This is a genomic window from Streptococcus pseudopneumoniae, assembly GCF_001073085.1.
Taxonomy (GTDB): Bacteria; Bacillota; Bacilli; order Lactobacillales; family Streptococcaceae; genus Streptococcus; species Streptococcus pseudopneumoniae_M.
In genome coordinates this window covers 59,144-82,271 of sequence record NZ_JVFV01000013.1, presented here as the reverse complement: position 1 = coordinate 82,271, position 23,128 = coordinate 59,144, and the positions used below count along the sequence as shown (strand labels likewise).

17 protein-coding genes and 2 pseudogenes are annotated in these 23,128 nt (G+C 39.8%); 12 read left to right on the top strand and 7 right to left on the bottom strand.

Annotation, left to right across the window (positions count from 1 at the left end):
* Positions 1–119 precede the first annotated feature (119 nt).
* The 5 genes from galU to ADH90_RS02770 all read right to left on the bottom strand — a co-directional run bounded on the left by galU (position 120) and on the right by ADH90_RS02770 (position 5,998).
* Complete coding sequence (gene galU, locus ADH90_RS02790; RefSeq protein WP_049529865.1) at positions 120–1,019, bottom strand: UTP--glucose-1-phosphate uridylyltransferase GalU; 900 nt, start codon at positions 1,017–1,019, stop codon at positions 120–122.
* A 21-nt stretch (positions 1,020–1,040) separates the two neighbouring features.
* Positions 1,041–2,057: an NAD(P)H-dependent glycerol-3-phosphate dehydrogenase gene (locus ADH90_RS02785; RefSeq protein WP_049529864.1), complete on the bottom strand. Its 1,017-nt coding sequence runs from the start codon at positions 2,055–2,057 to the stop codon at positions 1,041–1,043.
* A gap of 148 nt (positions 2,058–2,205) precedes the next feature.
* Positions 2,206–3,864 (bottom strand): ABC transporter permease, encoded by a 1,659-nt coding sequence (locus ADH90_RS02780; protein WP_049529863.1) that lies wholly within the window; start codon positions 3,862–3,864, stop codon positions 2,206–2,208.
* A complete protein-coding gene (locus ADH90_RS02775) occupies positions 3,854–4,945 on the bottom strand; it encodes an ABC transporter ATP-binding protein (protein ID WP_049529862.1) in 1,092 nt (363 codons plus the stop codon). Before ADH90_RS02775 ends, ADH90_RS02780 begins: the two co-directional genes overlap by 11 nt.
* Before the next feature lie 12 nt (positions 4,946–4,957).
* The gene (locus tag ADH90_RS02770) at positions 4,958–5,998 is read right to left on the bottom strand and encodes an ABC transporter substrate-binding protein (protein ID WP_049529861.1); all 1,041 of its coding nucleotides are present in this window, start codon (positions 5,996–5,998) and stop codon (positions 4,958–4,960) included.
* Between the two features lie 321 nt (positions 5,999–6,319).
* Between ADH90_RS02770 and leuS the strand changes: the two genes are divergently transcribed.
* The 4 genes from leuS (at position 6,320) to ADH90_RS02750 (ending at position 10,742) form a co-directional block, all read left to right on the top strand.
* A complete protein-coding gene (gene leuS, locus ADH90_RS02765) occupies positions 6,320–8,821 on the top strand; it encodes a leucine--tRNA ligase (RefSeq protein WP_049529860.1) in 2,502 nt (833 codons plus the stop codon).
* A 259-nt stretch (positions 8,822–9,080) separates the two neighbouring features.
* Complete coding sequence (locus ADH90_RS02760) at positions 9,081–9,494, top strand: YjdF family protein (RefSeq protein ID WP_049529859.1); 414 nt, start codon at positions 9,081–9,083, stop codon at positions 9,492–9,494.
* A 121-nt stretch (positions 9,495–9,615) separates the two neighbouring features.
* The gene (locus tag ADH90_RS02755) at positions 9,616–10,308 is read left to right on the top strand and encodes a GNAT family N-acetyltransferase (protein ID WP_049529858.1); all 693 of its coding nucleotides are present in this window, start codon (positions 9,616–9,618) and stop codon (positions 10,306–10,308) included.
* Between the two features lie 11 nt (positions 10,309–10,319).
* Entirely contained in the window at positions 10,320–10,742 is a 423-nt protein-coding gene (locus tag ADH90_RS02750) for a GNAT family N-acetyltransferase (RefSeq protein ID WP_049529857.1), read from the top strand.
* A 585-nt stretch (positions 10,743–11,327) separates the two neighbouring features.
* Here the strand turns inward: ADH90_RS02750 and ADH90_RS02745 are convergent.
* Positions 11,328–12,206 (bottom strand): AraC family transcriptional regulator, encoded by an 879-nt coding sequence (locus ADH90_RS02745; RefSeq protein ID WP_049529856.1) that lies wholly within the window; start codon positions 12,204–12,206, stop codon positions 11,328–11,330.
* A 113-nt stretch (positions 12,207–12,319) separates the two neighbouring features.
* The gene (locus ADH90_RS02740; RefSeq protein WP_049529855.1) at positions 12,320–13,519 is read right to left on the bottom strand and encodes an L-lactate MFS transporter; all 1,200 of its coding nucleotides are present in this window, start codon (positions 13,517–13,519) and stop codon (positions 12,320–12,322) included.
* 219 nt (positions 13,520–13,738) lie between these two features.
* On the opposite strand from ADH90_RS02740, the gene ADH90_RS02735 reads away from it, so the two are divergent.
* The 8 genes and pseudogenes from ADH90_RS02735 (at position 13,739) to secY2 (ending at position 23,118) form a co-directional block, all read left to right on the top strand.
* Positions 13,739–14,347, top strand: coding sequence for an NADPH-dependent FMN reductase (locus tag ADH90_RS02735; RefSeq protein ID WP_049529854.1), 609 nt, complete (start codon positions 13,739–13,741; stop codon positions 14,345–14,347).
* 25 nt (positions 14,348–14,372) lie between these two features.
* Entirely contained in the window at positions 14,373–16,784 is a 2,412-nt protein-coding gene (locus tag ADH90_RS02730; RefSeq protein WP_049529853.1) for a flavocytochrome c, read from the top strand.
* Between the two features lie 186 nt (positions 16,785–16,970).
* Positions 16,971–17,969, top strand: coding sequence for a Holliday junction branch migration DNA helicase RuvB (gene ruvB, locus ADH90_RS02725; protein WP_000086807.1), 999 nt, complete (start codon positions 16,971–16,973; stop codon positions 17,967–17,969).
* Positions 17,950–18,522 carry a nucleotidyltransferase family protein gene (locus tag ADH90_RS02720; RefSeq protein WP_049529852.1) on the top strand — a complete coding sequence of 191 codons (573 nt, stop codon included), beginning with the start codon at positions 17,950–17,952 and terminating at the stop codon, positions 18,520–18,522. Before ruvB ends, ADH90_RS02720 begins: the two co-directional genes overlap by 20 nt.
* Before the next feature lie 557 nt (positions 18,523–19,079).
* Positions 19,080–20,209 (top strand): annotated as a pseudogene (locus ADH90_RS10745) (IS3 family transposase).
* A gap of 40 nt (positions 20,210–20,249) precedes the next feature.
* A pseudogene (locus tag ADH90_RS02705) lies at positions 20,250–20,726 on the top strand (GT-D fold domain-containing glycosyltransferase); the annotation flags it as partial.
* Positions 20,727–20,752: 26 nt separating this feature from the next.
* Complete coding sequence (locus ADH90_RS02700) at positions 20,753–21,760, top strand: sugar transferase (protein ID WP_049529851.1); 1,008 nt, start codon at positions 20,753–20,755, stop codon at positions 21,758–21,760.
* A gap of 128 nt (positions 21,761–21,888) precedes the next feature.
* Entirely contained in the window at positions 21,889–23,118 is a 1,230-nt protein-coding gene (gene secY2 / locus ADH90_RS02695; protein ID WP_080982609.1) for an accessory Sec system protein translocase subunit SecY2, read from the top strand.
* The last annotated feature ends 10 nt before the right edge of the window (positions 23,119–23,128 follow it).

The window sequence follows — 23,128 nt, the reverse complement described above, 5'->3', positions numbered from 1 at the left end:
TAAAAGCATCTCTTACAAGAAATTAGGCTTAAAACAGGGCTTTGGATAGGGATTGGAGTTCGAAATTTAGACATCAAAAAAGCCAGATTTAAGTTAAATCTGACTGTTTGACAAATTGTTTATTTTTCTCCTGAAAGTTCTTTTCCAAGATCAATCAAGTAGTCCTTCAAGTGGTCTTTGACTTGTGGATGTTTAAGGGCGTATTCGATGGAAGTCTTCATAAACCCAAACTTGTCTCCGACATCGTAACGTGCACCTTTAAACTCACGAGCAAATACTCGTTGGGTTTTGTTGAGGGTATCGATAGCGTCTGTTAGCTGGATTTCATTTCCTGCTCCTGGTGTTTGATTTTCAAGAATACCGAAAATCTCAGGTGTGAGGAGGTAACGACCGATGATGGCTAGATCACTTGGTGCGTCTTCAGGTGCTGGCTTTTCAACGAAGGTTTCAACACTGTAAAGGCCGTCATTTCCTTCTCCCTGAGGAGCGATAACACCGTATGAAGAAACTTCTTCGTGTGGGACAGGCATTACGGCAATAGTAGAAGCATGAGTCTTCTCATAATCATTCATGAGCTGCTTGGTCAATGGCACAGCTTTGTCATCAGTGATATCCATGAGGTCATCTCCAAGCATAACCACAAAGGGTTCGTTTCCGACGAAAGCTTTGGCTTGTAAGACGGCATCTCCGAGTCCACGAGGGTGTGTTTGACGGATGAAGTGAAGACGCATACCAGTTGTTTCATCAACTAGTTTCAAAAGGTCGGTTTTTCCTTTTTCCTTGAGGTTGTATTCTAGTTCAAAGTTTGAGTCAAAGTGATCTTCGATAGAACGTTTTGACTTTCCTGTTACCACAAGAATGTCCTCAATTCCAGACTTGAGAGCTTCTTCGACGATGAACTGGATGGTTGGTTTATCCACGATTGGCAACATTTCTTTAGCCAAGGCTTTTGTTGCTGGAAGGAAACGAGTTCCAAGCCCTGCTGCAGGGATAACAGCTTTTCTAACTTTTTGCTTCATGAGCTTCCTTTCTAACGGTGACTAAGACCACTCGTTCTCTGCCTTGAACTCATTGCTCATGAGTTCAGAAACGGCATCCTTAATATTAACATTTTCATAAATAACTTGGTAGATGGCTTGGGTGATAGGCATATAAACTCCGAGTTCTTGCGCCAATTCGTAAGCAGCTTTGGTTGTTGAAATACCTTCAATGACCATTCCCATATTTGCTTCGATATCTGCCAAGGCTTCGCCACGCCCAAGAGCATCTCCAGCACGCCAGTTACGTGAGTGGACAGAAGTTCCTGTAACGATTAAATCCCCAACTCCAGAAAGACCACTGTATGTTAATGGATTTGCTCCAAGTTTAACTCCCAGACGGGTAATTTCTGCCAGCCCGCGCGTGATAATAGCAGCTTTTGCATTATCACCAAATCCAAGTCCATGGAGGGCACCTGCACCAACAGCGATGATATTTTTAAGAGCACCAGCTGTTTCCACTCCGATCACATCTGTATTGGTATAAAGTCGGAAGTAGTGGTTGCTAAAGAGTTTTTGAACATATTGAGCAGTCTGTAAATCTTTAGAAGCAGCCGTAATCAAAGTGATGTCACGTACAATCGTTTCTTCTGCATGGCTAGGACCAGATACAACCACAATTTCACTACGCAACTCTTCAGGGATTTCTTCTTCTAGGATGGTTGAAAGGCGTTTGTGACTATTTGGCTCGAGGCCTTTTGAAGCATGCATGACAACCACTTTATGATCCAAAACAGCAGCCACTTGTTGAGCTACCAATCTGGTCACCTTGGTTGGCACCACAAACAAGACAGCATCAACCCCCTTTAAGGTTTCTGCCAAATCATGATAGGCAATAATTTTTTCGTCTAATACAGTATCCTTAAAATAGCGTTTGTTAGTATGTTGTGTATTAATTTCATCAATTTGATCAGGAATATTTCCCCAGATACGCACTTGGTGTCCGTTGTCATTTAGAACTTGTGACAAGGCAGTACCCCAAGAACCAGGCCCTAAAACAGCGATGGTTTGTTTGTCCATATTTTCCTCCTTCTGAGAAAGCACTTTCCTATATTCTACCATAAAAAGCCCTATCTTGCATCTATATTATTTATGAAGAATTAATTGAATGATAGAGTATAAATAAAAAAACAGCCAATGAGAAATTTGGCTGTCTTTAGGAGAAAAACTAGAGGGTAATGCTATTGTTTTTAGAAATTTTCATAAATAGTAATAATGAAGTAACTGTCAAGACAGTGAGGATAGTTGACAAAGCAGCTGCCACACCATAATTTCCTCTGAGAACCTCTGTATAGATTGCTACGGTCATAGTTTTTGTTTTGGCGTTATATAGCAGAATAGAAGTAGATAGTTCTGAAATCATTGTTACCCATGATAGAATAGATCCAGAAATAATACCGGGTAACATCATTGGAACAGTGATGTTACTGAAAGTATTGAGACGGCTACTTCCTAAACTCTCAGCTGCTTCTTCAATACTAGGTGCTATTTGTTGTAAGCTAGCAACAGATGAGCGGATTGTATAAGGGAGTCTTCTTAAAGATAAGGAGATAATCAAGATGAAGGCTGTTCCTGTAATCATAAGGAAGCCACTTCCGAAGATACCTGTATTGAATGAAGAGATAAAGGCAATACCGAGAACTGTTCCTGGTACGATATAAGGTACCATACTAAGGCTATCAATTAAGTTTGTAAACAAATTTCGTTTTCTAACAGCTAGGTAGGAGATAAATGATGCAAATAAAACAACTAGAATCAAAGCAATCAAAGGAATGCGAATCGTATTAAAAATAGTAGCTCCCATGCGATTGAAGGCAATCTTGTAACTGTTTAGAGAATAGCCTTTGACAAATACCATACCTGATGTTTTTAAGAAAGAGGTATAAATCAAAAATAATTGAGGTAGAACAGAAAATAAGACAATTCCGTAAACTGTTGCATAAATTGCTGCCATTTTCCCTTTTGTAGTTTTTTTCGGCTCAATTGGATGGAGAGAATTCATACTGAAACTATAGCGATTGGAAATATATTTTTGAATAAGAAAGATTGTTAAAGCAATGATAATCGCCATGATTGCTAAAGCAGATGCAAAAGCAGAATTTCCGCCAACCTCACTAATGAATTGATTATAAATTAAAACAGGGAAAGTTCGATATCCTTCACCAATTAACATAGGAGTTCCGAAGTCGGAGAATGCTCTCATAAATACGAGTAGGGCAGCGGCAAGTAAAGTTGGAACTAAAAGGGGCAAAATAACTGTTATCATACGTTTGAATCCAAATACCCCCATGCTTTCAGCGGCTTCAAGAAGAGAATGGTCAATTCTTTTCATGGCTCCAGCCACGTATAGAAAAACTAATGGGAATAGCTGGAGTGTAAACACAAGTACAATTCCTTTGAAGCCATAAATATCAATAGCTGGAAGATGAAGGGCATTTGTCAAAAATTTAGTGATGACACCATTTCGTCCCAACAAGAGAATCCAAGAGTATGCCCCTACGAAAGGAGCTGACATGGAAGCGATGATAATCAATATCTGTAAAAATTTCTTTCCTTTGAAGTCATATATAGAAAAGAGGTAAGCCAATAAGGTCCCTAAAACTAGGGAAGTTACAGTAGAAGTAATGGAGACGTTAAAACTGTTTACTAGTGTCTCAGAGTAATAGGATTTACTAAAGAAATCCTCAAAATTAGCTAGTGAGAATTGACCTTCATGTATCAGTGCCTGCTTGAGTACAATAATAATTGGATAAACAAGAAAAATAAGATAGGTAAGAAAGATGAAGAATGAGGAGGCTGTCCAAATATTTAGTTTTTTACCTTTCATAGCCAACTCCTGTAATAAGATTTTGGGAACCATCTGCAGAAAAGACATTTAACTTTTGAGTATTGATTCGTAGACGAATCCGATCCCCTTTTTGAAGATCTTCTTCAAAAGTTGATTCTTCGCTGACCTGTATTTTTGAAGAAAATGCAGTCTCTACAAAATATTCAGTGGTGAGTCCAAGATAAACACTATCGGAAATGATTCCTTCAATATCTCCAGATTCATCTTTGATAAACTCTTCGGGACGGATACTTACAAGAATAGCCTGTTCCTTAGCCTGATCAAGAGTTGGCATAGGGAGGGCATAGCCATCTGAAAAGACGATATAAGCACCGTCGCTCTGTTTTGTTAGTTTGGCTGGGATGAGATTTGTGCGTCCAATAAAGGTTGCCACAAACTCATTAGCTGGTTTATGATAGAGTTCCTTTGGTCGTCCGACTTGTTGGATGACTCCGTCTTTCATAACAGCAATTTGGTCAGAAATGGCCATCGCTTCTTCTTGGTCGTGGGTCACATATACAGTTGTAATTCCCACTTCGTGTTGAATTTCTCGAATAACTTGGCGCATATCTAAGCGAAGTTTCGCATCCAGGTTACTAAGAGGCTCGTCCATGAGGAGAACACTTGGATTAACAGCTAAGGCACGTGCCAAGGCGACACGTTGTTGTTGTCCACCACTGAGTTTATCGGGCTTTCGATCTGCGTATTGATCAATTTGCATTAGTTCCAGATATTTATTAGTTTGTTGAACTAATTCATCTTTTGGAACCTTTTTTTGTTTAAGACCAAAAGCAACATTATCTCGAACAGTCAAATGTGGAAAAATAGCGTAGTTTTGGAAAACCATACCGATGTTGCGTTTGCTGGGTTCTATGTTATTGATTTTAGTATCATCGAAGTAAAATTCTCCGCCTTCAATACTGTTGAAGCCTGCAATCATTCGAAGAAGAGTCGTTTTTCCACAACCTGAAGGTCCAAGAATGGTGAAAAGACTTCCTTTTGGGATCGTAACATTTAAATTCTCAATGACAGGAATGTCATGGTAGATTTTTTTTGCGTTAATAATTTTGATCTCACTCATAGTGAACCTCTTTTACTGTTTCGATTGAATATTAGTGAAAATATCATTGTACTTTTTAAGAATAGCTGATTTATTTTGGATGACGTAATCAGAATCTTCAGTGGCGATATTGATTTCGGTCATTGATTTCATATTTTTATTGGTTTTAGCATTTTTTCGAATGGGTCTAATGGTTGTTTCAGTTCCTAGTTTATCCTGAATGTCTTGAGAAAGAAGGAAATCGATAAATTTTTTAGCGTTTTCCATGTGCTTGGCATTTTTGATAATAGCTGCGTTACCAGGCAAAAAGACGGTTCCTTCTTTTGGATAAATGACTTTTACATCAACGCCATCGTTTAAGAGTTTCAAGGCAGGATCTTCATAGGTGAGTCCGACAGCCATTTCTCCGTCAGCGACTGATTTGTAGACATTTGAAGAACTAGAAGCAATTTTCCCATCTACTAAGCTAAATAGATTTTTCACATAGGTCCAAGCTTGCTCATTTTCATATCCCCCCTGATCTACGAGCATGTTTGTTAATTGAGCAAAGGCGCTAGAAGAATTACTTGGATCAGCAGTTGCGATTTTTCCTTTTAATTTAGGATTGAGTAGATCATTGTAGCCTTCAATTTTAGTATCTTTTGTAAGAGCTGAATTGGCAATGATGACACTGACATCAAGTGTATAAGGCGTGTAGAATCCAGTTTTATTTTGATATTCAGGGATTATCTGGTCGTTCTCTTGAGAAATATAAGGTTCAAAAAGATTTTCGTTAGAAGAGAAGAGGGCGTAGGAGCCTCCGAAAATGACATCGGCTACAGGGGATTCTTTTTCAGCCTCAGCTTTTTTGAACAATTCACCAGTGCTGGCTTGTACTAAGTCAACCTTAATACCATATTTTTCTTCGAAGGCTGGGATTGTTTCTTCGATAAGGTCTTCAGGGTTAGGCGAGTAGATAACCAAAGTGTTATCTGAATCTTTTTCAGAGCTAGTTTCCGCTTCTGTTGTTGAAGAACATCCTGATAAAGTAAGAAATATCCATCCACAAGAGAGAAAGAATAGTAGTTTTTTCATAAGAGTCTCCTTTTTTACGAACGTTTTTACTCTACGACTTGCTTAATGTTTATAATTTGCAGAGTTCTATAGGATATAATAAAAACCTTAAAGAAATCTAAAACGAGGAATATGAGTCAAAGGCGTTAGGGGAAAAAGATGGAAGAGATAAATAATCGATATAAGTTAATTTCAAGTGTTAGCTAATTTTTTATACTGCTAAATAAGCTGGATTTGCGATTTAGTCTTTCTTTCCATCCAAACCCAAAAGAACATTTCTCGACTTTCAAATTCCCCCTAAAAATGGTATAATAGGAGCATCACGAAAATTGGAGAGACAGCATGAGTTTTTACAATCATAAAGAAATCGAGCCTAAGTGGCAAAAATACTGGGCTGACAATCACACTTTTAAGACAGGAACAGACGCCTCAAAACCTAAGTTTTATGCACTCGACATGTTCCCTTACCCATCTGGAGCGGGTCTGCACGTAGGACACCCAGAAGGATACACAGCGACTGATATCCTCAGCCGTTTCAAACGTGCACAAGGCTACAACGTCCTTCACCCAATGGGCTGGGATGCTTTTGGTTTGCCTGCAGAGCAATACGCTATGGATACAGGGAATGACCCAGCGGAATTCACAGCGGAAAACATTGCTAACTTCAAACGCCAAATCAATGCGCTTGGATTCTCTTACGACTGGGACCGTGAAGTCAACACGACAGATCCAAACTACTACAAATGGACGCAATGGATTTTCACCAAGCTTTATGAAAAAGGCTTGGCCTATGAAGCTGAAGTGCCAGTAAACTGGGTTGAAGAATTGGGAACAGCCATCGCCAACGAAGAGGTCCTTCCTGATGGAACTTCTGAGCGTGGAGGCTATCCAGTTGTCCGCAAACCAATGCGCCAATGGATGCTCAAAATCACGGCCTATGCGGAGCGTTTGCTCAATGACTTAGATGAACTAGATTGGTCAGAGTCTATCAAGGACATGCAACGCAACTGGATTGGGAAATCAACTGGTGCCAATGTAACCTTTAAAGTTAAGGGAACAGACAAGGAATTCACCGTCTTTACCACTCGTCCTGATACCCTTTTCGGTGCGACTTTCACAGTCTTGGCTCCTGAGCATGACTTGGTTGACGCTATCACAAGTCCAGAGCAAGCAGATGCAGTAGCAGACTACAAACACCAAGCTAGTCTGAAATCAGACCTGGCTCGTACAGACCTTGCCAAGGAAAAAACAGGTGTATGGACTGGTGCTTATGCGATCAACCCTGTCAATGGTAAGGAAATTCCAATCTGGATTGCCGACTATGTTCTTGCTAGTTACGGAACAGGTGCCGTTATGGCTGTGCCTGCCCACGATCAACGTGACTGGGAATTTGCCAAACAATTTGGCCTTCCAATCGTCGAAGTACTTGAAGGTGGAAACGTAGCAGAAGCTGCCTACACAGAGGATGGCCTTCACGTTAATTCAGACTTCCTAGATGGACTCAACAAAGAAGACGCTATTGCCAAGATTGTGGCTTGGTTGGAAGAAAAAGGCTGTGGTCAAGAGAAAGTTACCTACCGTCTCCGTGACTGGCTCTTTAGCCGTCAACGTTACTGGGGTGAACCAATCCCAATTATTCATTGGGAAGATGGGACTTCAACAGCCGTTCCAGAAAGTGACTTGCCACTTGTCTTGCCGGTAACCAAGGATATCCGCCCTTCAGGTACTGGTGAAAGCCCATTGGCTAACTTGACAGACTGGCTTGAAGTGACTCGTGAAGATGGTGTCAAGGGTCGTCGTGAAACCAACACCATGCCACAATGGGCAGGTTCAAGCTGGTACTACCTGCGCTATATTGACCCACATAATACTGAGAAATTGGCCGATGAGGACCTCCTCAAACAATGGTTGCCAGTAGATATTTATGTTGGTGGTGCAGAGCACGCGGTGCTTCACTTGCTCTACGCTCGTTTCTGGCACAAATTCCTCTATGATATCGGTGTCGTTCCAACTAAGGAACCATTCCAAAAACTCTTTAACCAAGGAATGATTTTGGGAACAAGCTACCGTGACCACCGTGGTGCTCTTGTAGCGACTGACAAGGTTGAAAAACGTGACGGTTCCTTCTTCCATGTGGAAACAGGGGAAGAATTGGAGCAAGCACCAGCTAAGATGTCTAAATCCCTCAAGAACGTGGTCAACCCAGACGACGTGGTGGAACAATACGGTGCCGATACCCTTCGTGTCTATGAAATGTTTATGGGACCACTCGACGCTTCTATTGCTTGGTCTGAAGAAGGTTTGGAAGGAAGCCGTAAGTTCCTTGACCGTGTTTACCGTTTGATCACAAGTAAAGAAATCGTTGCGGAAAACAATGATGCTCTAGACAAGGTTTACAACGAAACCGTTAAATCTGTTACTGAGCAAATCGAGTCTATGAAGTTCAACACAGCCATTGCCCAACTCATGGTCTTTGTCAACGCTGCTAATAAGGAAGACAAACTCTATGTGGACTACGCCAAAGGCTTTATCCAATTGATAGCCCCATTTGCACCTCACTTGGCAGAAGAACTCTGGCAAACAGTCGCAGCAACAGGAGAATCTATCTCTTACGTATCTTGGCCAACATGGGATGAAAGCAAATTGGTTGAAGACGAAGTCGAAATCGTCGTCCAAATCAAAGGTAAAGTCCGTGCCAAACTCATGGTTGCTAAAGATCTTTCACGCGAAGAGTTGCAAGAAGTAGCTCTTGCTAACGAAAAAGTCAAAGCAGAGATTGATGGCAAAGAAATCGTGAAAGTGATTAGTGTACCAAATAAATTGGTTAATATTGTTGTGAAATAACCAATTTATTTGCTCAATTGCAACCTCAAACAAGTTTCCCAAACTGTTTGAGCCTAATAAACTTGTTAACATCGTTGTTAAATAAAAATGAATCCTTCAGAGCTAAGTTCTGGAGGATTTTTTGTATTGCTATATGCTATAATAGTTCCAACTAAGATAAAAACACAGTTCTGGTTGGTAGTCCAGACATAGGCAAGCCTATCAGTAACCTTCCTCCTTGGTTGTCCATTCTTAGGGATAGATTTAAGGAGGTGCTGTCGTGGAAATAATTTCAATTGGATTGACAGTTTATTTTGAAGATGGATTTTGGCATGGTTTGTTCGAACAAGCGTATCGAGAATCTTATCAAGTTTGTCGCGTGACATTTGGTCAGGAGCCAAAAGATGATGAAATTCTGAAGATTTTACAGACTCAGTTTACTCAATTATCTTTTAGTCCAGAAGCTACAGTTAAGCAACATGTAAAAATCAAGAATCCTAAACGATTACAGCGAGCTGTGAAGAAACAAGTAAAGCAGAAAGTTTCTTCCAAGTCGAAAGAACTATTGCAGTTGCAGTATGAGAAAAGGAAAAAGATTTCAAAACATCAATCTAGTGTCCAAAAACAATTGCTCAAACAAGAGAAATTCGAACGCAAACAGCAAAAACGTAGAGAGAAGCACAAGGGGCATTAACTCACTCGTTTCCATATTTGATCAATCCTCCATAATCTGGAGGATTTTTTGTAGATTACCTGCGATATGTGATATACTATTCACATCTTTAAACTTATAAGTGTGAGACAAGGAGAAAACTATGCCTGTAAATGAATATGGTCAGATGATTGGTGAACCTGTAGACGATACACCTGGAGTTTTACCGTCTCTTCTACGGATAGAGGGGCAGTATACGATTATTGAGGCTCTGTCAGTAGAAAAGCACGCGAAGGATTTGCTGGCTGTTTATGGTCCAGATACCCCTCGTGAGATGTGGACCTATCTCTTTCAACCACCAGTAGAAAATCTCGAAGAATTAATCGTAGCTTTGAAGCAAATGCTTGAGCGTAAGGATCGTTTCTATTATGCGATTATCGATAAAGCAACTGGAAAGGCGCTGGGAACATTTTCTCTTATGCGTATTGACCAAGCTAATCGCGTGATTGAAGTTGGCGCGGTGACCTTTTCTCCGGCTCTCAAACAGACAAGGATGGGAACAGAGGCCCACTATTTGCTAGCTCGTTATGTCTTTGAAGAACTCAACTATCGTCGCTATGAGTGGAAATGTGACGCCCTCAATCTTCCATCTAGAAAAGCAGCAGAACGTTTGGGCTTTGTCTATGAGGGAACCTTCCGTCAAGCTGTTATTTATAAGGGGCGTACGAGGGATACAGATTGGCTGTCTATGATTGATAAGGACTGGCCAAAAGTCAAAGCCCATTTGGAAACATGGTTGGCTCCTGAAAACTTTGATAAAAATGGACGGCAGTATAAGAGCTTGAGAGAGATTTAAGAGGTGTTGAGATGATTACTATTAAAAAGCAAGAAATTGTCAAGCTAGAGGACGTTTTGCCCCTCTACCAGGCAGTTGGTTGGACAAACTATACCAATCAACCACAGATGCTGGAGCAATCTTTGGCTCATTCATTGGCCATTTATGTAGCGCGTGATGGTGAGGAAATCGTTGGTTTAGTGCGTCTGGTTGGAGACGGTTTTTCATCCGTTTTTGTCCAGGATTTGATTGTTTTGCCTAGCTATCAGCGCCAAGGAATTGGCAGCGACTTGATGAAAGAAGCCTTAGCTGACTATAAGGATGCCTACCAAATCCAACTAGCGACAGAAGAGTCTGAAAAGACTCTTGGATTCTATCGTTCTCTGGGGTTTGAAGCTTTATCTAGTTTCCAGTGTACGGGCATGATTTTGGTGGACAGAAAAAAATTACAATAATTCTTTTATCTTAAGTTAATTTTAAGTCTTCTCTTGTATCATATAGTTATTAAGTAAAGACCTCCTAACTTTATTTAATAAAAAATCCTAAACTTTTCTTTTTCATAATAATCTCCCTTAACTCCACCCAATCAGGTGGAGTTTTTTGGCTCTATTTCAGGCTTTTTGGGAATTTCCTAAAAATAATTTTCCGATATTTTCCGGTATTTTCGGATTTTGGTCGGGGAATTGGCGGGGACTTTTTGGGTTGGATCTTGGTAATATTCATTAACTTTAGTCATTTGAAAAAAACTAAAAATAGTTAAGCTAACTTTAAGTCTGCTTGTGTATCATGTAACCATTAAATAAAGACCTCCTAATACTCTTCGAAAATCTCACCATACTTCGTTAGAGTCGACTTACCTAACTTTAGTTATGCTTGCGTCGCTCTGCCTAGTTTGATTTCGATTTTCATTGAGTAACCTTTATTTAATAGAAATCCTAAAACTTTTTTCATCATAATCTCCTAATGAAGTCACCCAATTTGGTGGCTTTTTTGTTTGATAAAGAAAAGTCTCCCTAGTGAGTCACTAAGGAGACATGTAGTTAGGATTCTTTTTTAAGTTGTTGATTTCGATACTGTCTGGGAGTTAACTGGAAGTGTTGTTTGAATTGTCGATTAAAATTTGAGAGGTTAGTAAAGCCGACCTGGCTTGCTATTTCTTGGACGCTTTGATTGGTCTGAATGAGTTTTTCGCAAGCTTTTTCCAAACGCAATCGTATGAGATACTCCATACAGCTTGTCCCAGTGTGTTGTTTGAAAATATTCATAAAGTGATTTTTGCTATATCCAAACGTAGCAGCAAGCTGGTCAATTTGAATGGGCTCTGCATAGTGTTGCTCAAGATAGCTAATCATTTCTTTTAATTTCTGATATTTTTGATAGGTATCATCTGTATAGTGTCGATTGACATACCTGTACTTAAAGAGAAGATAGAGAAATTCATAGAGTTTTGCCTTTAAGAGAAGATCATAATAAATACTCTGCTCTTCAAGGATAGAAAAAAGAGATAAAAGACAATCGCGAATCGGTTCATAAGCATGATCATCTGGCGAAATCCTAGGAGTGAGATAAAAATGCCCAGAGTATATTGGTTGAATATAGCGTTGGCTAAAGCTGTCTATTTGATTCCTACCTAGAAAATCTAGATGGATACGAAAAACTGTTGAAATTTGTTCTTGATTTTCAATAGGGTAGATAGCGTGAGGAGAAGTTGGCTGAATTAGAAAAATATCGCCTTCATGACTTTCAAAGCGCTCAGAATTGATATAGAAGGTAGCAGTTCCTTTTTTGACATAGATAATCTCGAGTTCAGGATGCCAATGATAAATTGTATCAGCAGATTGCTTAGATAGAATTTGCTTTTCAAAATCATAGGGGAAACCAGATGGGTTATCTCGTAAAAGTCTTGATTGCTGAGCCATGATAAAACCTCCTGATAAGCTATTTCTAGTTTAATTATACCAAAAAAGGCCGGGACAAAAAATCCCGACCCTGCTTTAGACTAGCAATGAGCATTTGACGAGAACGTCTTTCTCTAACCTTTCTTCTTCATATAAAGGAAGTTGAGGAGAAGTCCGACAACTGCTAAAGCGATAGCGACGTAGAATGCAGCGCTGTAATTTCCATTGTTGGCTGTTGCCATTTGAACCGCAACCTTAGGTGCAAAAAATGCAGCTAAAGAATAACCTGTGAAGACGATACCGTAGTTGACCCCCTGATTTGCAGGTCCGTAGTTCTCCATGACAATAGATGGGAATACTCCCATAACACCACCGAAGCAGATGCCAAGACCGATGATTCCTAGCGTAAAACCAAATTGTCCAGGGACGATTGTTAGGGAGAAGAGTGCCAAAACGATGACTGAATAGATAATCAATAAGGTTTTTGAACGCCCAATTTTATCAGAGAGGGATCCCCAGATAAAGCGCCCACTTGAGTTCGCGATTGAATAAAGAGAGACATAGAGTGCTGCTGTTCCCGCAGAGAGTCCAAACATGGATTGACCAATTGGTGATGCTTGAGAGGCAATCATCAAACCAGAGAAAGCGCCGACAAAGAACATGCTGATAATAATGTAAAATAGCGGACTTTGTAGCATTTCTTTCCAGTTTTTATTAGCAGGTCCTTGTTTAGTTTGTACGGGAGCTTTCCAACCTGCTGGTTGGTAGCCGCTTGGGGCTGCCTTGATGAAGAAAATGGCACAGATAATAACAACAATATAGACAAGTCCAATGGTTCGAAAAGCAAAGAAGGCATCTTGCTTTTGAATAAGACTACTTGCAACTGGTGACGCGATAACTGCGGCAAATCCCATACCTCCTGTTAGAATCCCAGAAGCTAAACCACGTTTATCTGGAAAGAGGCGAAGAGAATTTGAGAGGGCTCCTGAATAAGCAAATCCTTGACCAAGACCTGCCATCAAACCATAGGTAAGATAGAGCATGGCTGGTGAACTAGCATAACCAGTTAGGAAAAAGCCACTAGCAAATAGAAGAGCACCAAGGGCAATTGTCCATTTTACATATCCCTTGTCTACCAGATATCCTCCGAGAATCATAGGGATAGGTCCGATTGCTGAGTTGATGGCAAATGCAAGCATGATTTCGGACATTGTCCAACCTGTTGAAGAACTTAGAGGTCCAGCGAAAACGGAAAAAGAATAGACAGCACCTGTACAGAGAAGAATAGCAGTTGATGCCGCTAAGACTTGCCAACGATTGAATGTCTCTTTCATAAGAAGACCCTCCTTTAACTTAATACATTTTTCACAAAGACTATAACATAGTTAAAAATGAGGGTCAATACTTTCTCGCAAAATATTGTTAATTTTTTCACTAAGTTATACTAAGGTAAGATAAACTGATAGAATAACACAATATTTTAGTGTCATGAATGTCGAAGATAATTTAAAGTAGTATAATGAAAGTGAATAAAACAAAAAGGGGGTAGCAAGATGAAATTAGTTGCTATCGTTGGAACAAATTCTGACCGCTCAACCAATCGGAAACTCTTGAAATTTATGCAAAAGCATTTTTCAGATAAAGCCGACATTGAGGTATTGGAAATCAAACAATTGCCAGCATTTAACGAACCTGAGGACAAGCTGGCACCAGCCGAAGTTCAAGCTTTTTCAGAAAAAATCCTTGAGGCAGATGGTGTGATTATATCAACGCCTGAGTATGATCATACGATACCAGCACCCTTGGCTTCAGCCTTGGAATGGATTGCCTATACCAGTCGTGCTTTGATTAACAAACCAACGATGATTGTCGGAGCTTCTCTTGGATTACTTGGAACATCTAGAGCCCAAGCACACTTGCGTCAGATTCTTGATGCGCCTGAACTGAAAGCAAGAGTCATGCCGGGGACTGAATTTTTCCTAGGTCATTCTGAACAGGTGTTGGATGATGATTGTAATTTGAATAACCCTGAAAAAGTCGCAGAGTTGGAAGAACATTTTGCAGAATTCCAAAATTTTGTTGAACTAACAAAGGCTTTAGTTAAACCAGAAGATACGAACCGTAAGAAATCTTTCATTTGGGAAGAATGGTTGAAAGCATAAGCATTTCAAGAAAGGAGAACAATCTATGAAATTAGTAGCTATTGTTGGTACCAATGCCAAACAATCTTATAACCGTAGTTTGTTGCAATTTATGCAAAGACATTTTGCAACCAAAGCGGATATTGAGATTTTAGAAATTACCGATGTACCGATGTTCAATGAAACCGATGATCAAACAGATACACCTGTTATTCAGAAGTTTAACCAAGCGATTTCGGAAGCAGACGGTGTGATTATTTCGACACCTGAGCACAATCATACAATTCCATCAAGTTTAAATAGTTTGCTCGAGTGGTTGTCTTTTAACATTCATCCACTAGATGGGAAGCCAACCATGATTGTAGGAGCGTCCTATGATGTTCAAGGTTCTTCGCGTGCCCAGCTTCATCTTCGTCAGATTCTTGATGCACCTGGGGTAAACGCAACAGTTATGCCAGGAAGTGAATTTTTACTTGGCCGAGCTCATCGAGCATTTGATGCAAATGGAGATTTGATTGATGAGCGAACCGTCGATTTCTTAGATAGCTGTTTCTATCGTTTCCTTCGCTTTGTATCTGTTGCAAATCAACTAAATCTTCCTGAAGAAATTCGCTTTGAACCAGGAACTTACCATGTTACAACTGAAGGTCATAATGGTAAATTACCGATGGACGTCACAGTTTCTGAAGACCGTATTGAAAAAATTGAAATCGATTCTTCTGGAGAATCTTCAGGGATCGCAGATGTCGTATTTACCCGTATTCCAGCAGAAATCATTGAGGGGCAAACTTTAAATGTTGATGCAGTGTCAGGAGCTTCTGTGACTTCAAATGGTGTCTTGGATGGGGTTGCGCGTGCGGTCAAACAAGCGGGTGCAAATCCAGATGTTTTACGCAAACGTTCCAAAGCTCCATCTGCCTTGGATAAAGAAGATAAAACTTATCAGGCAGACGTGGTCATCGTCGGAGGTGGAGGAGCTGGTTTAGCTGCAGCTGCAGCAGTCTTACAAGCTGGTAAGAAGCCAATTGTCGTAGAGAAATTCCCAGCAATTGGAGGAAATACTGTTCGTGCAGGTGGTCCAATGAATGCACCAGATCCAGCATGGCAAGGAACCTTCGCAGTTCATCCAGGTGAGGCACATACGCTTCAAGAATTGATTGCGACAGATGAATCAACGATTGATCCAGAATATTTGGAAGACTTTAAAGCCTTGAAAGTTGAGGTTGAGCAGTATTTGCAGGACCCTAGTTATTTGTTTGATTCTACCTTGCTTTACCGTATCCAAACTTATATCGGAGGGAAACGAAAAGATTTACAAGGACATGAAATTCATGGTCAATATGATTTGGTTTCTGTACTAACCGAACGTGCCCTAGAGTCTGTTCGCTGGTTAGAAGACATCGGTGTTGAATTCGTTCGTAGTGAAGTCACAATGCCAGTTGGAGCCCTTTGGCGTCGGGGTCATAAACCAGTTCAACCAATGGGTTATGCCTTTATCTCAGTTCTACAAAAATATGTTCTAGAGAATGGAGGCATAATTTTGACTGACTCTCCAGTCAAAGAATTGCTTGTAGAAGAGGGAGCTGTCAAGGGTGTCAGAGCAGAAGGTCGAAACGGTCAAACCATCATCGTTCATGCAGATGCCGTTGTTCTAGCTTCTGGAGGATTTGGCGCCAATACCAAGATGTTACAAAAATACAATACCTACTGGACTGAAATCGCGGATGATATTGCCACATCTAATACACCAGCCGTAACAGGGGATGGAATCGTCTTGGGTCAAAGTGTAGGTGCAGATCTAGTGGGTATGGGCTTTAGCCAAATGATGCCAGTATCCGATCCAGTGACAGGAGCCCTCTTCTCAGGACTTCAAGTTCCTCCAGCTAACTTCATCATGGTAAATACTGAAGGGAAGCGATTTGTGGATGAGTACGGTAGTCGAGACAAGCTATCTCAAGCAGCGATTGACAATGGGGGCTTGTTCTACTTGATTGCAGATGATCGTATCAAGGCAACAGCCTATAACACTAGCCAAGAAAAAATCGATGCTCAAGTCAAAGCAGGTACTCTCTATCGTGCAGATACGATAGAAGAATTGGCAGTTCAGATTGGTATTGATCCACAAGTTTTAGCAGATACAATCAAGAAGTACAACTCTTATGTTGATGCAGGATTTGACCCTGAATTTAACAAGGGTAGTTTCGATCTCAAGTGTGAGGTCGCACCGTTCTACGCAACACCAAGAAAACCTGCTGTTCACCATACAATGGGTGGACTCAAGATTGATACTTCAACACATGTTTTAAATGAAAAAGCTCAGATAATCCCTGGTTTGTATGCTGCCGGAGAAGTCGCAGGAGGACTCCATGCAGGTAACCGTCTAGGAGGAAATTCGCTTACGGATATCTTTACTTTTGGACGTATTGCAGGTCAAACAGCTGTTCAAGAAAATTGTTAATAATGGATTTAAAATCTTAAGCTAACTTTAAGTTTGCTTGTGTATTATGTAATCATTAAATAAAGACCTCCTAACTTTATTTAATAGAAATCCTAAACTTTTCTTTTTCATAATAATCTCCCTAAAGAGGCCACCAAATCAGGTGGCTTTTTTGTTTGTGGGCGGGATTTTTGCTATAATAGAAACATGAGTAGAATTTTAGATAATGAAATCATGGGTGATGAGGAGTTGGTAGAGCGTACCCTCCGTCCCCAATATTTACGTGAATATATCGGTCAGGACAAGGTCAAAGATCAGCTTCAAATCTTTATCGAAGCAGCAAAAATGCGTGATGAGGCGCTGGACCATGTTCTTTTGTTTGGTCCTCCAGGTCTCGGGAAAACAACCATGGCTTTTGTCATTGCCAATGAACTGGGAGTCAATCTCAAACAAACGTCTGGTCCTGTTATCGAAAAAGCCGGTGATTTAGTTGCGATTTTGAATGACTTGGAGCCAGGAGATGTGCTTTTTATTGACGAGATTCATCGCTTGCCCATGTCGGTAGAAGAGGTGCTTTACAGTGCCATGGAAGATTTCTACATCGACATCATGATTGGTGCTGGTGAAGGCAGTCGCAGTGTTCATTTGGAATTGCCACCTTTTACCTTGATTGGTGCGACGACTCGGGCTGGTATGCTTTCAAATCCTCTTCGTGCCCGTTTTGGAATTACTGGTCACATGGAGTATTATGCCCATGATGACTTGACAGAGATTGTCGAGCGGACGGCAGATATCTTTGAGATGGAAATTACACATGAAGCTGCTGCTGAGTTGGCCCTCCGTAGTCGTGGGACTCCTCGTATCGCCAATCGTCTCCTCAAGCGCGTGCGCGACTTTGCCCAGATTATGGGCGATGGCTTGATTGACGATGTAATTACGGATAAGGCTTTGACCATGCTGGATGTAGACCATGAAGGCTTGGACTATGTGGACCAGAAAATCCTTCGCACCATGATTGAGATGTACGGTGGTGGTCCTGTCGGTCTAGGCACTCTTTCGGTTAATATCGCCGAAGAGCGTGAGACGGTAGAGGATATGTATGAACCTTACCTGATCCAGAAAGGTTTTATCATGCGAACTCGTTCAGGACGGGTGGCGACAGCTAAGGCTTATGAACATTTAGGGTATGAATACATTGAAAAATAAGTCTGAAATCTTAGACTCTTTTAGAGAAAATCCTGATATGATGGCTATTTTGACTATCATCCGTGACTTGGAGTTGAAAGATTCCTGGTTGGCGGCTGGTTCGGTTCGAAATTTTATCTGGAATCTCTTGTCAGATAAGCCATCCTTTGACCGTGAAACGGATGTGGATGTGATTTTCTTTGATCCAGATGTGAGTTATGAAGAAACGCTGGTTATAGAGAACAAGCTGAGAGAGGACTTTCCCCAGTATCAATGGGAGCTGAAAAATCAAGTCTATATGCATCAGCATAGTCCCCATACACCTCCGTATAGAAATTCCTGCGATGCCATGAGTAAGTATCCAGAACGGTGTACGGCAGTTGGACTTCGCCTGCAAGCTGACGCAACTTTAGAACTCTTTGCGCCTTATGGTTTGGAGGATATTTTGAACTTTCAGGTTTGTCCGACCCCTCATTTTTTAGAAAATGAAGACCGAATGAAGCTCTATCAAAAGCGTTTATCTAAGAAAAACTGGCGAGAAAAATGGAAAAATCTTACAGTTAAAAATACTTAAGGAAACTTTAAGATAGGAGCTGTATACTTATCTCAGAAGTTGAGAAGACCTTAACTTTAACTCCTAAAACTTTTTCATAATAATCTCCCTATAAAAAAATTAAGTCGCCCAATCAGGCGGCTTTTTTTGATGGATTGATAATTTTCTATATCTCCGTGTGGCATCCCAATTGTACGATTTGTGTTTTTAAAAAGGAAGATAAATGATTATTGTACAAAAAACAAACTTTAAATACACATGAACTCTACAAAAGGTATGGAGATTTGTATTAATATAGATATCTACTCAAATATTTGGACAATAAGAAATAAAATGTGATATAATGAAGTGTTTTAGAGAATAATCTATATCAGAATAGTTTAAACTTTAACACTAATTTATATGTTGGGGATGATCTGATTTTCCAATATAAGGCTAGTTTATCTTGAAAAACATTTTGATATTTTTATTTTTTATAAAAAAGATCTCAAGGAGAAAAGGCACTGCCCCCATAAAATGAGACACAAGAAAAACACTCCTGTTGAAATCTGGTAAACTAGAAACAGGAGTGTTTTGTTATGGCCAAAAAAGCATATTCACTAGAAACTAAGCTAGCCTGTTTCGAAATGAAAAAGACAGGTCAATCAAATAAGGTTATCATGGATACCCTCGGTATTAAAAATGTTAGTCAGGTCAAGACCTGATGGCAATGGTATTAGAATGATGAATTGTTCCGTTCCCACCAACCTGTGGGGAAACAATATACTTATGGTAAAGGGATGAAGCAGTTATCTGAAGTGGAACAGTTACGTTTGCAGGTAGAATTACTAAAAAAGTATCAGAGCTTGATAAGAAAATCGACAAAGTAAGTCTTATCAAGCTAGTGGAAGAGTATCAGAAAACCTACCCTGTATCTCTTATTTTAGAGTGCTTCGGAGTCAAACGTTCCACCTTTTACCGTTGGAAAGCAGAAAGCAAGGTGGTTAAGAAGAGAGACGAAATAGCGGATAAAATCGAACAACTCTGTAGGGAGAATCACTTTATTTACGGCTATCGAACCATCACTCGCTTGCTCAAGAAAGTTTATAACCTCGTCGTTAATCACAAGAATGTCTATCGTATTATGAAGGAAAAGGGCTGCCTTTGCCGTGTCCGTCCCAAGAAGGGACCTAAATTAGGGAAGCCTTACCATGTAACAGACAATAAGCTGGATCGTGATTTCCAGGCAGACAAGCCTATGGAGAAGCTTGTCACAGACATCACCTACCTCTACTTTGGGAACTGTAGACTTTATCTATCTTCATTCATAGATCTCTATAATCGTGAAATTGTAGCTTATACCATCTCCGAATGCCAAGATACGGACTTTGTGCTCGACACACTTCATCAACTTGAGCTACCTCAAGGAACACTTTTACACAGCGACCAGGGATCTGTCTACACCTCAAAAGCCTACTATCAGTCTTGTACAGCAAAAGGCATCACCCGCTCCATGTCCCGAAAAGGAACACCAGCAGATAATGCCTGTATCGAATGGTTCCACTCTGTTCTCAAGTATGAAACCTTCTATCTCCATAAGTGGAGAAACTTAACCAAAGATAGTATAACAGATATTGTCAAAAATTACATCATATTTTATAATGAAACTAGAATTCAACAGAAATTAAATGACCAGTCTCCTGTAGAGTACAGAAAACTGGCCGCATAAGAGGGGTTTTCTCTTGTCCCATTATTGAGGTGCAGTGCCTTTCTATGGTTCGACTTTTATATCTCGTCCTTATATGGACCTCAAAGATAAGTCTGCTTCAGTGGCTCACTTTGAAAAATTAAAGAAACTTTGGGATAAACGAGATATCTTGATCGTCGAAGGTGAAAACTCACGTTCTGGAGTTGGGAACGATCTTTTTGACAATGCTCAGTCTGTTGAGCGTATCATCTGCCCTTCTAGAAATGCCCACAGTAAAGTTCAGTCAATTCAAGAAGCGATAGAGAAACAGGCCGATGGTAAATTAGTATTCTTGATGCTTGGTCCTACAGCTAAAGTTTTAGCTTATCATTTAAGCAAAAAAGGTATACAAGCGATTGATTTAGGTCATATTGATTCCGAATATGAGTGGTTTAAGATGGGAGCAACTTCAAAAGTAAAATTCTCACACAAGCATACCGCAGAGCATAATTTTGATCAAGAAATTCAGCTAGTTGAGGATGAAATTTATAATAAGTAAGTTGTCGTAAGGATTTAAATAGGATTATGAAGATAAATATTACAAATATTTACGGTATGTCTGGTCAGAGTACAGCTTTGATCGCCCAGAATGAAACCGTTAAAATTGCAAGAAAGTTAGACTTTCACGAGCTTGGCTTTTACTTTTACGATATTTATAGTGATAGTCAAGGTGAGTTGAATAGTCGTTTAGATGGTGTCATGGCTCGAGTGGGTTACGGTGATATTGTCGTTTATCAATCTCCATCATGGAATGGTAGGGAGTACGATCAAAATTTCATTAGGAAATGTAAGATTTTAAATACGAAAATTATTACCTTCATTCATGATGTTCCACCCCTTATGTTCCCATCGAATTATTACTTGATGCCTGAGTACATTGAAATGTACAACCAATCGGATCTAGTAGTTGTTCCATCAGAACAAATGAAGGAACGGCTCATTCAGGAAGGATTGACAGTTCAAAAAATTATTATCCAAGGTATGTGGGACCATGTTCATGACTATCCTTTGAGACAACCTGCCTTTCAGAAAAAACTATCTTTTGCGGGTAGTGTGGAGCGTTTTGAGCACTTATCCAACTGGGCTTACTCAACCCCTCTCGATATTTTCTCAGAATCTAATCAAGAGAATCGTAACCCAACAGTTTCCTTTAAAGGTTGGAAAACCGATACAGAGTTGCTTCTTGCTTTGTCAGAGGGAGGCTTTGGCTTAGTATGGGGAACCAGTGAAAATCCAGTGGATGAGGCAGACTACTATCGCTTGAATATCTCTCATAAAGTTAGCACCTATCTTGCTGCTGGAATTCCAGTAGTAGTGCCATCCTATCTCTCAAATGCCAGTTTCATAAGGGAAAAAGGCTTAGGTTATGTAGTGGATAGTTTGGAAGAGGCCAATCGTCTAGTAGAGGAAACAACAGCAGAAGCTTATCAATACATGGTTGAAAATGTATATAAAGTTAGTTATGCCTTGAAACAAGGCTACTTTACAAAAAAACTATTGATTGATGCAGTGATGCAAGTTTTGGATATCTAGAGCATGATCGTTATGGATTGCCCTCATCCATTAGGATGAGGGAATACCATTATTGGCAAAAGATTTATTGATAGATTTAGCCATTTTTATTAGAACATTTCATTGGTTAAATAAAGTAGGAGAAAAATTTGAAGAAAAAATTGACATCGGTTGTCGTTAAAAGAGTCATGTGGACGATTTCCTTCTTATTTATTTACGTTTTAGGAAGTAGATTGACCCTTCCCTTTGTAAACGTAAATGACACGAATTTTTTGGGTGGAACTACAGCTTTCTTAGCCTTTTCAACTGCTATAACAGGTGGTAATCTTCGGAGTCTTTCCCTATTTTCAGTTGGACTGTCTCCATGGATGTCGGCTATGATTTTATGGCAAATGTTTAGTATGTCTAAAAAACTTGGATTGGGAAGTTTGCCAATTGAAGTTCAAGATCGAAGAAAAATGATATTAACTTTTGTAATAGCTTTGATTCAATCGTTAGCCATTACCCTAAATCTCCCAATTCAGTCAGGGGTGAATCATGGGTTAGTATTGATTTTGAACGTTTTACTCTTAATTTCAGGAACTTTTTTCTTAGTCTGGTTATCGGATCTGAATTCTTTGTTTGGTGTAGGGGGCTCTCTAGTTATCTTGATGTCTAGTATGGTAGCTAGTATGCCACAAAATATACTCAATAGCATTAAAGAATTACAGGTTGGACTTTTATTTGTTGGACTATTGCTTATAATTTCTCTTGCTTTTTTATATATTTCTGTCATCATGCAAAGGGCACGCTACCGTATTTTAGTGAATAAGATTACGATTCACAATCGTTTTAAACGCTATTCTTATTTGGATATTCAGTTAAATCCTGCAGGAGGGATGCCTTTTATGTACGCCATGTCCTTGGTATCTATCCCGCAGTATTTTCTAATGTTACTCCAAGTTATTTTTCCAAATGCTTCCTGGATACAGGATTGGATAGGTCAATTTGCAATTGGACGACCGGTCTGGCTGTATACATATATTGTGGTACTGTTTATATTGGGACTTGCTTTCTCTTTTATTAATATGAATGGAGAAGAAATTGCTGAGAAGATGAAAAAATCTGGGGAGTATATCTATAATATATATCCAGGAGAAGAAACAAGCCGGTATATCAATTGGTTGATCTTGCGTTTTGCAGTCATTGGTTCTACCTATACTGTTCTGATGGCAGGATTACCAATGTTGATTGTATTATATGATCCGCGCTATATGCAACTAACGATGCTTCCAGGATTATTCTTTATTTTTAATGGCATGGTGTTTAATATCAAGGAAGAAATTGGTGCTTTGACATTAAATGAGAACTATAGACCACTCTTAGAAATCGATTCATAATTGTGAGGAG

Bases quoted from the DNA above. Each gene is read 5' to 3' on its own strand.
- ADH90_RS02720 (WP_049529852.1), top strand. From the start codon at position 17,950: ATGAATACATTGAAAAATAAGTCTGAAATCTTAGACTCTTTTAGAGAA.
- ADH90_RS02700 (WP_049529851.1), top strand. From the start codon at position 20,753: ATGAAGATAAATATTACAAATATTTACGGTATGTCTGGTCAGAGTACA.
- ADH90_RS02745 (WP_049529856.1), bottom strand. From the start codon at position 12,206: ATGGCTCAGCAATCAAGACTTTTACGAGATAACCCATCTGGTTTCCCC.
- galU (WP_049529865.1), bottom strand. From the start codon at position 1,019: ATGAAGCAAAAAGTTAGAAAAGCTGTTATCCCTGCAGCAGGGCTTGGA.
- ruvB (WP_000086807.1), top strand. From the start codon at position 16,971: ATGAGTAGAATTTTAGATAATGAAATCATGGGTGATGAGGAGTTGGTA.
- ADH90_RS02785 (WP_049529864.1), bottom strand. From the start codon at position 2,057: ATGGACAAACAAACCATCGCTGTTTTAGGGCCTGGTTCTTGGGGTACT.
- ADH90_RS02780 (WP_049529863.1), bottom strand. From the start codon at position 3,864: ATGAAAGGTAAAAAACTAAATATTTGGACAGCCTCCTCATTCTTCATC.
- leuS (WP_049529860.1), top strand. From the start codon at position 6,320: ATGAGTTTTTACAATCATAAAGAAATCGAGCCTAAGTGGCAAAAATAC.
- ADH90_RS02740 (WP_049529855.1), bottom strand. From the start codon at position 13,519: ATGAAAGAGACATTCAATCGTTGGCAAGTCTTAGCGGCATCAACTGCT.
- ADH90_RS02775 (WP_049529862.1), bottom strand. From the start codon at position 4,945: ATGAGTGAGATCAAAATTATTAACGCAAAAAAAATCTACCATGACATT.
- ADH90_RS02755 (WP_049529858.1), top strand. From the start codon at position 9,616: ATGCCTGTAAATGAATATGGTCAGATGATTGGTGAACCTGTAGACGAT.
- ADH90_RS02750 (WP_049529857.1), top strand. From the start codon at position 10,320: ATGATTACTATTAAAAAGCAAGAAATTGTCAAGCTAGAGGACGTTTTG.
- ADH90_RS02770 (WP_049529861.1), bottom strand. From the start codon at position 5,998: ATGAAAAAACTACTATTCTTTCTCTCTTGTGGATGGATATTTCTTACT.
- ADH90_RS02735 (WP_049529854.1), top strand. From the start codon at position 13,739: ATGAAATTAGTTGCTATCGTTGGAACAAATTCTGACCGCTCAACCAAT.
- ADH90_RS02730 (WP_049529853.1), top strand. From the start codon at position 14,373: ATGAAATTAGTAGCTATTGTTGGTACCAATGCCAAACAATCTTATAAC.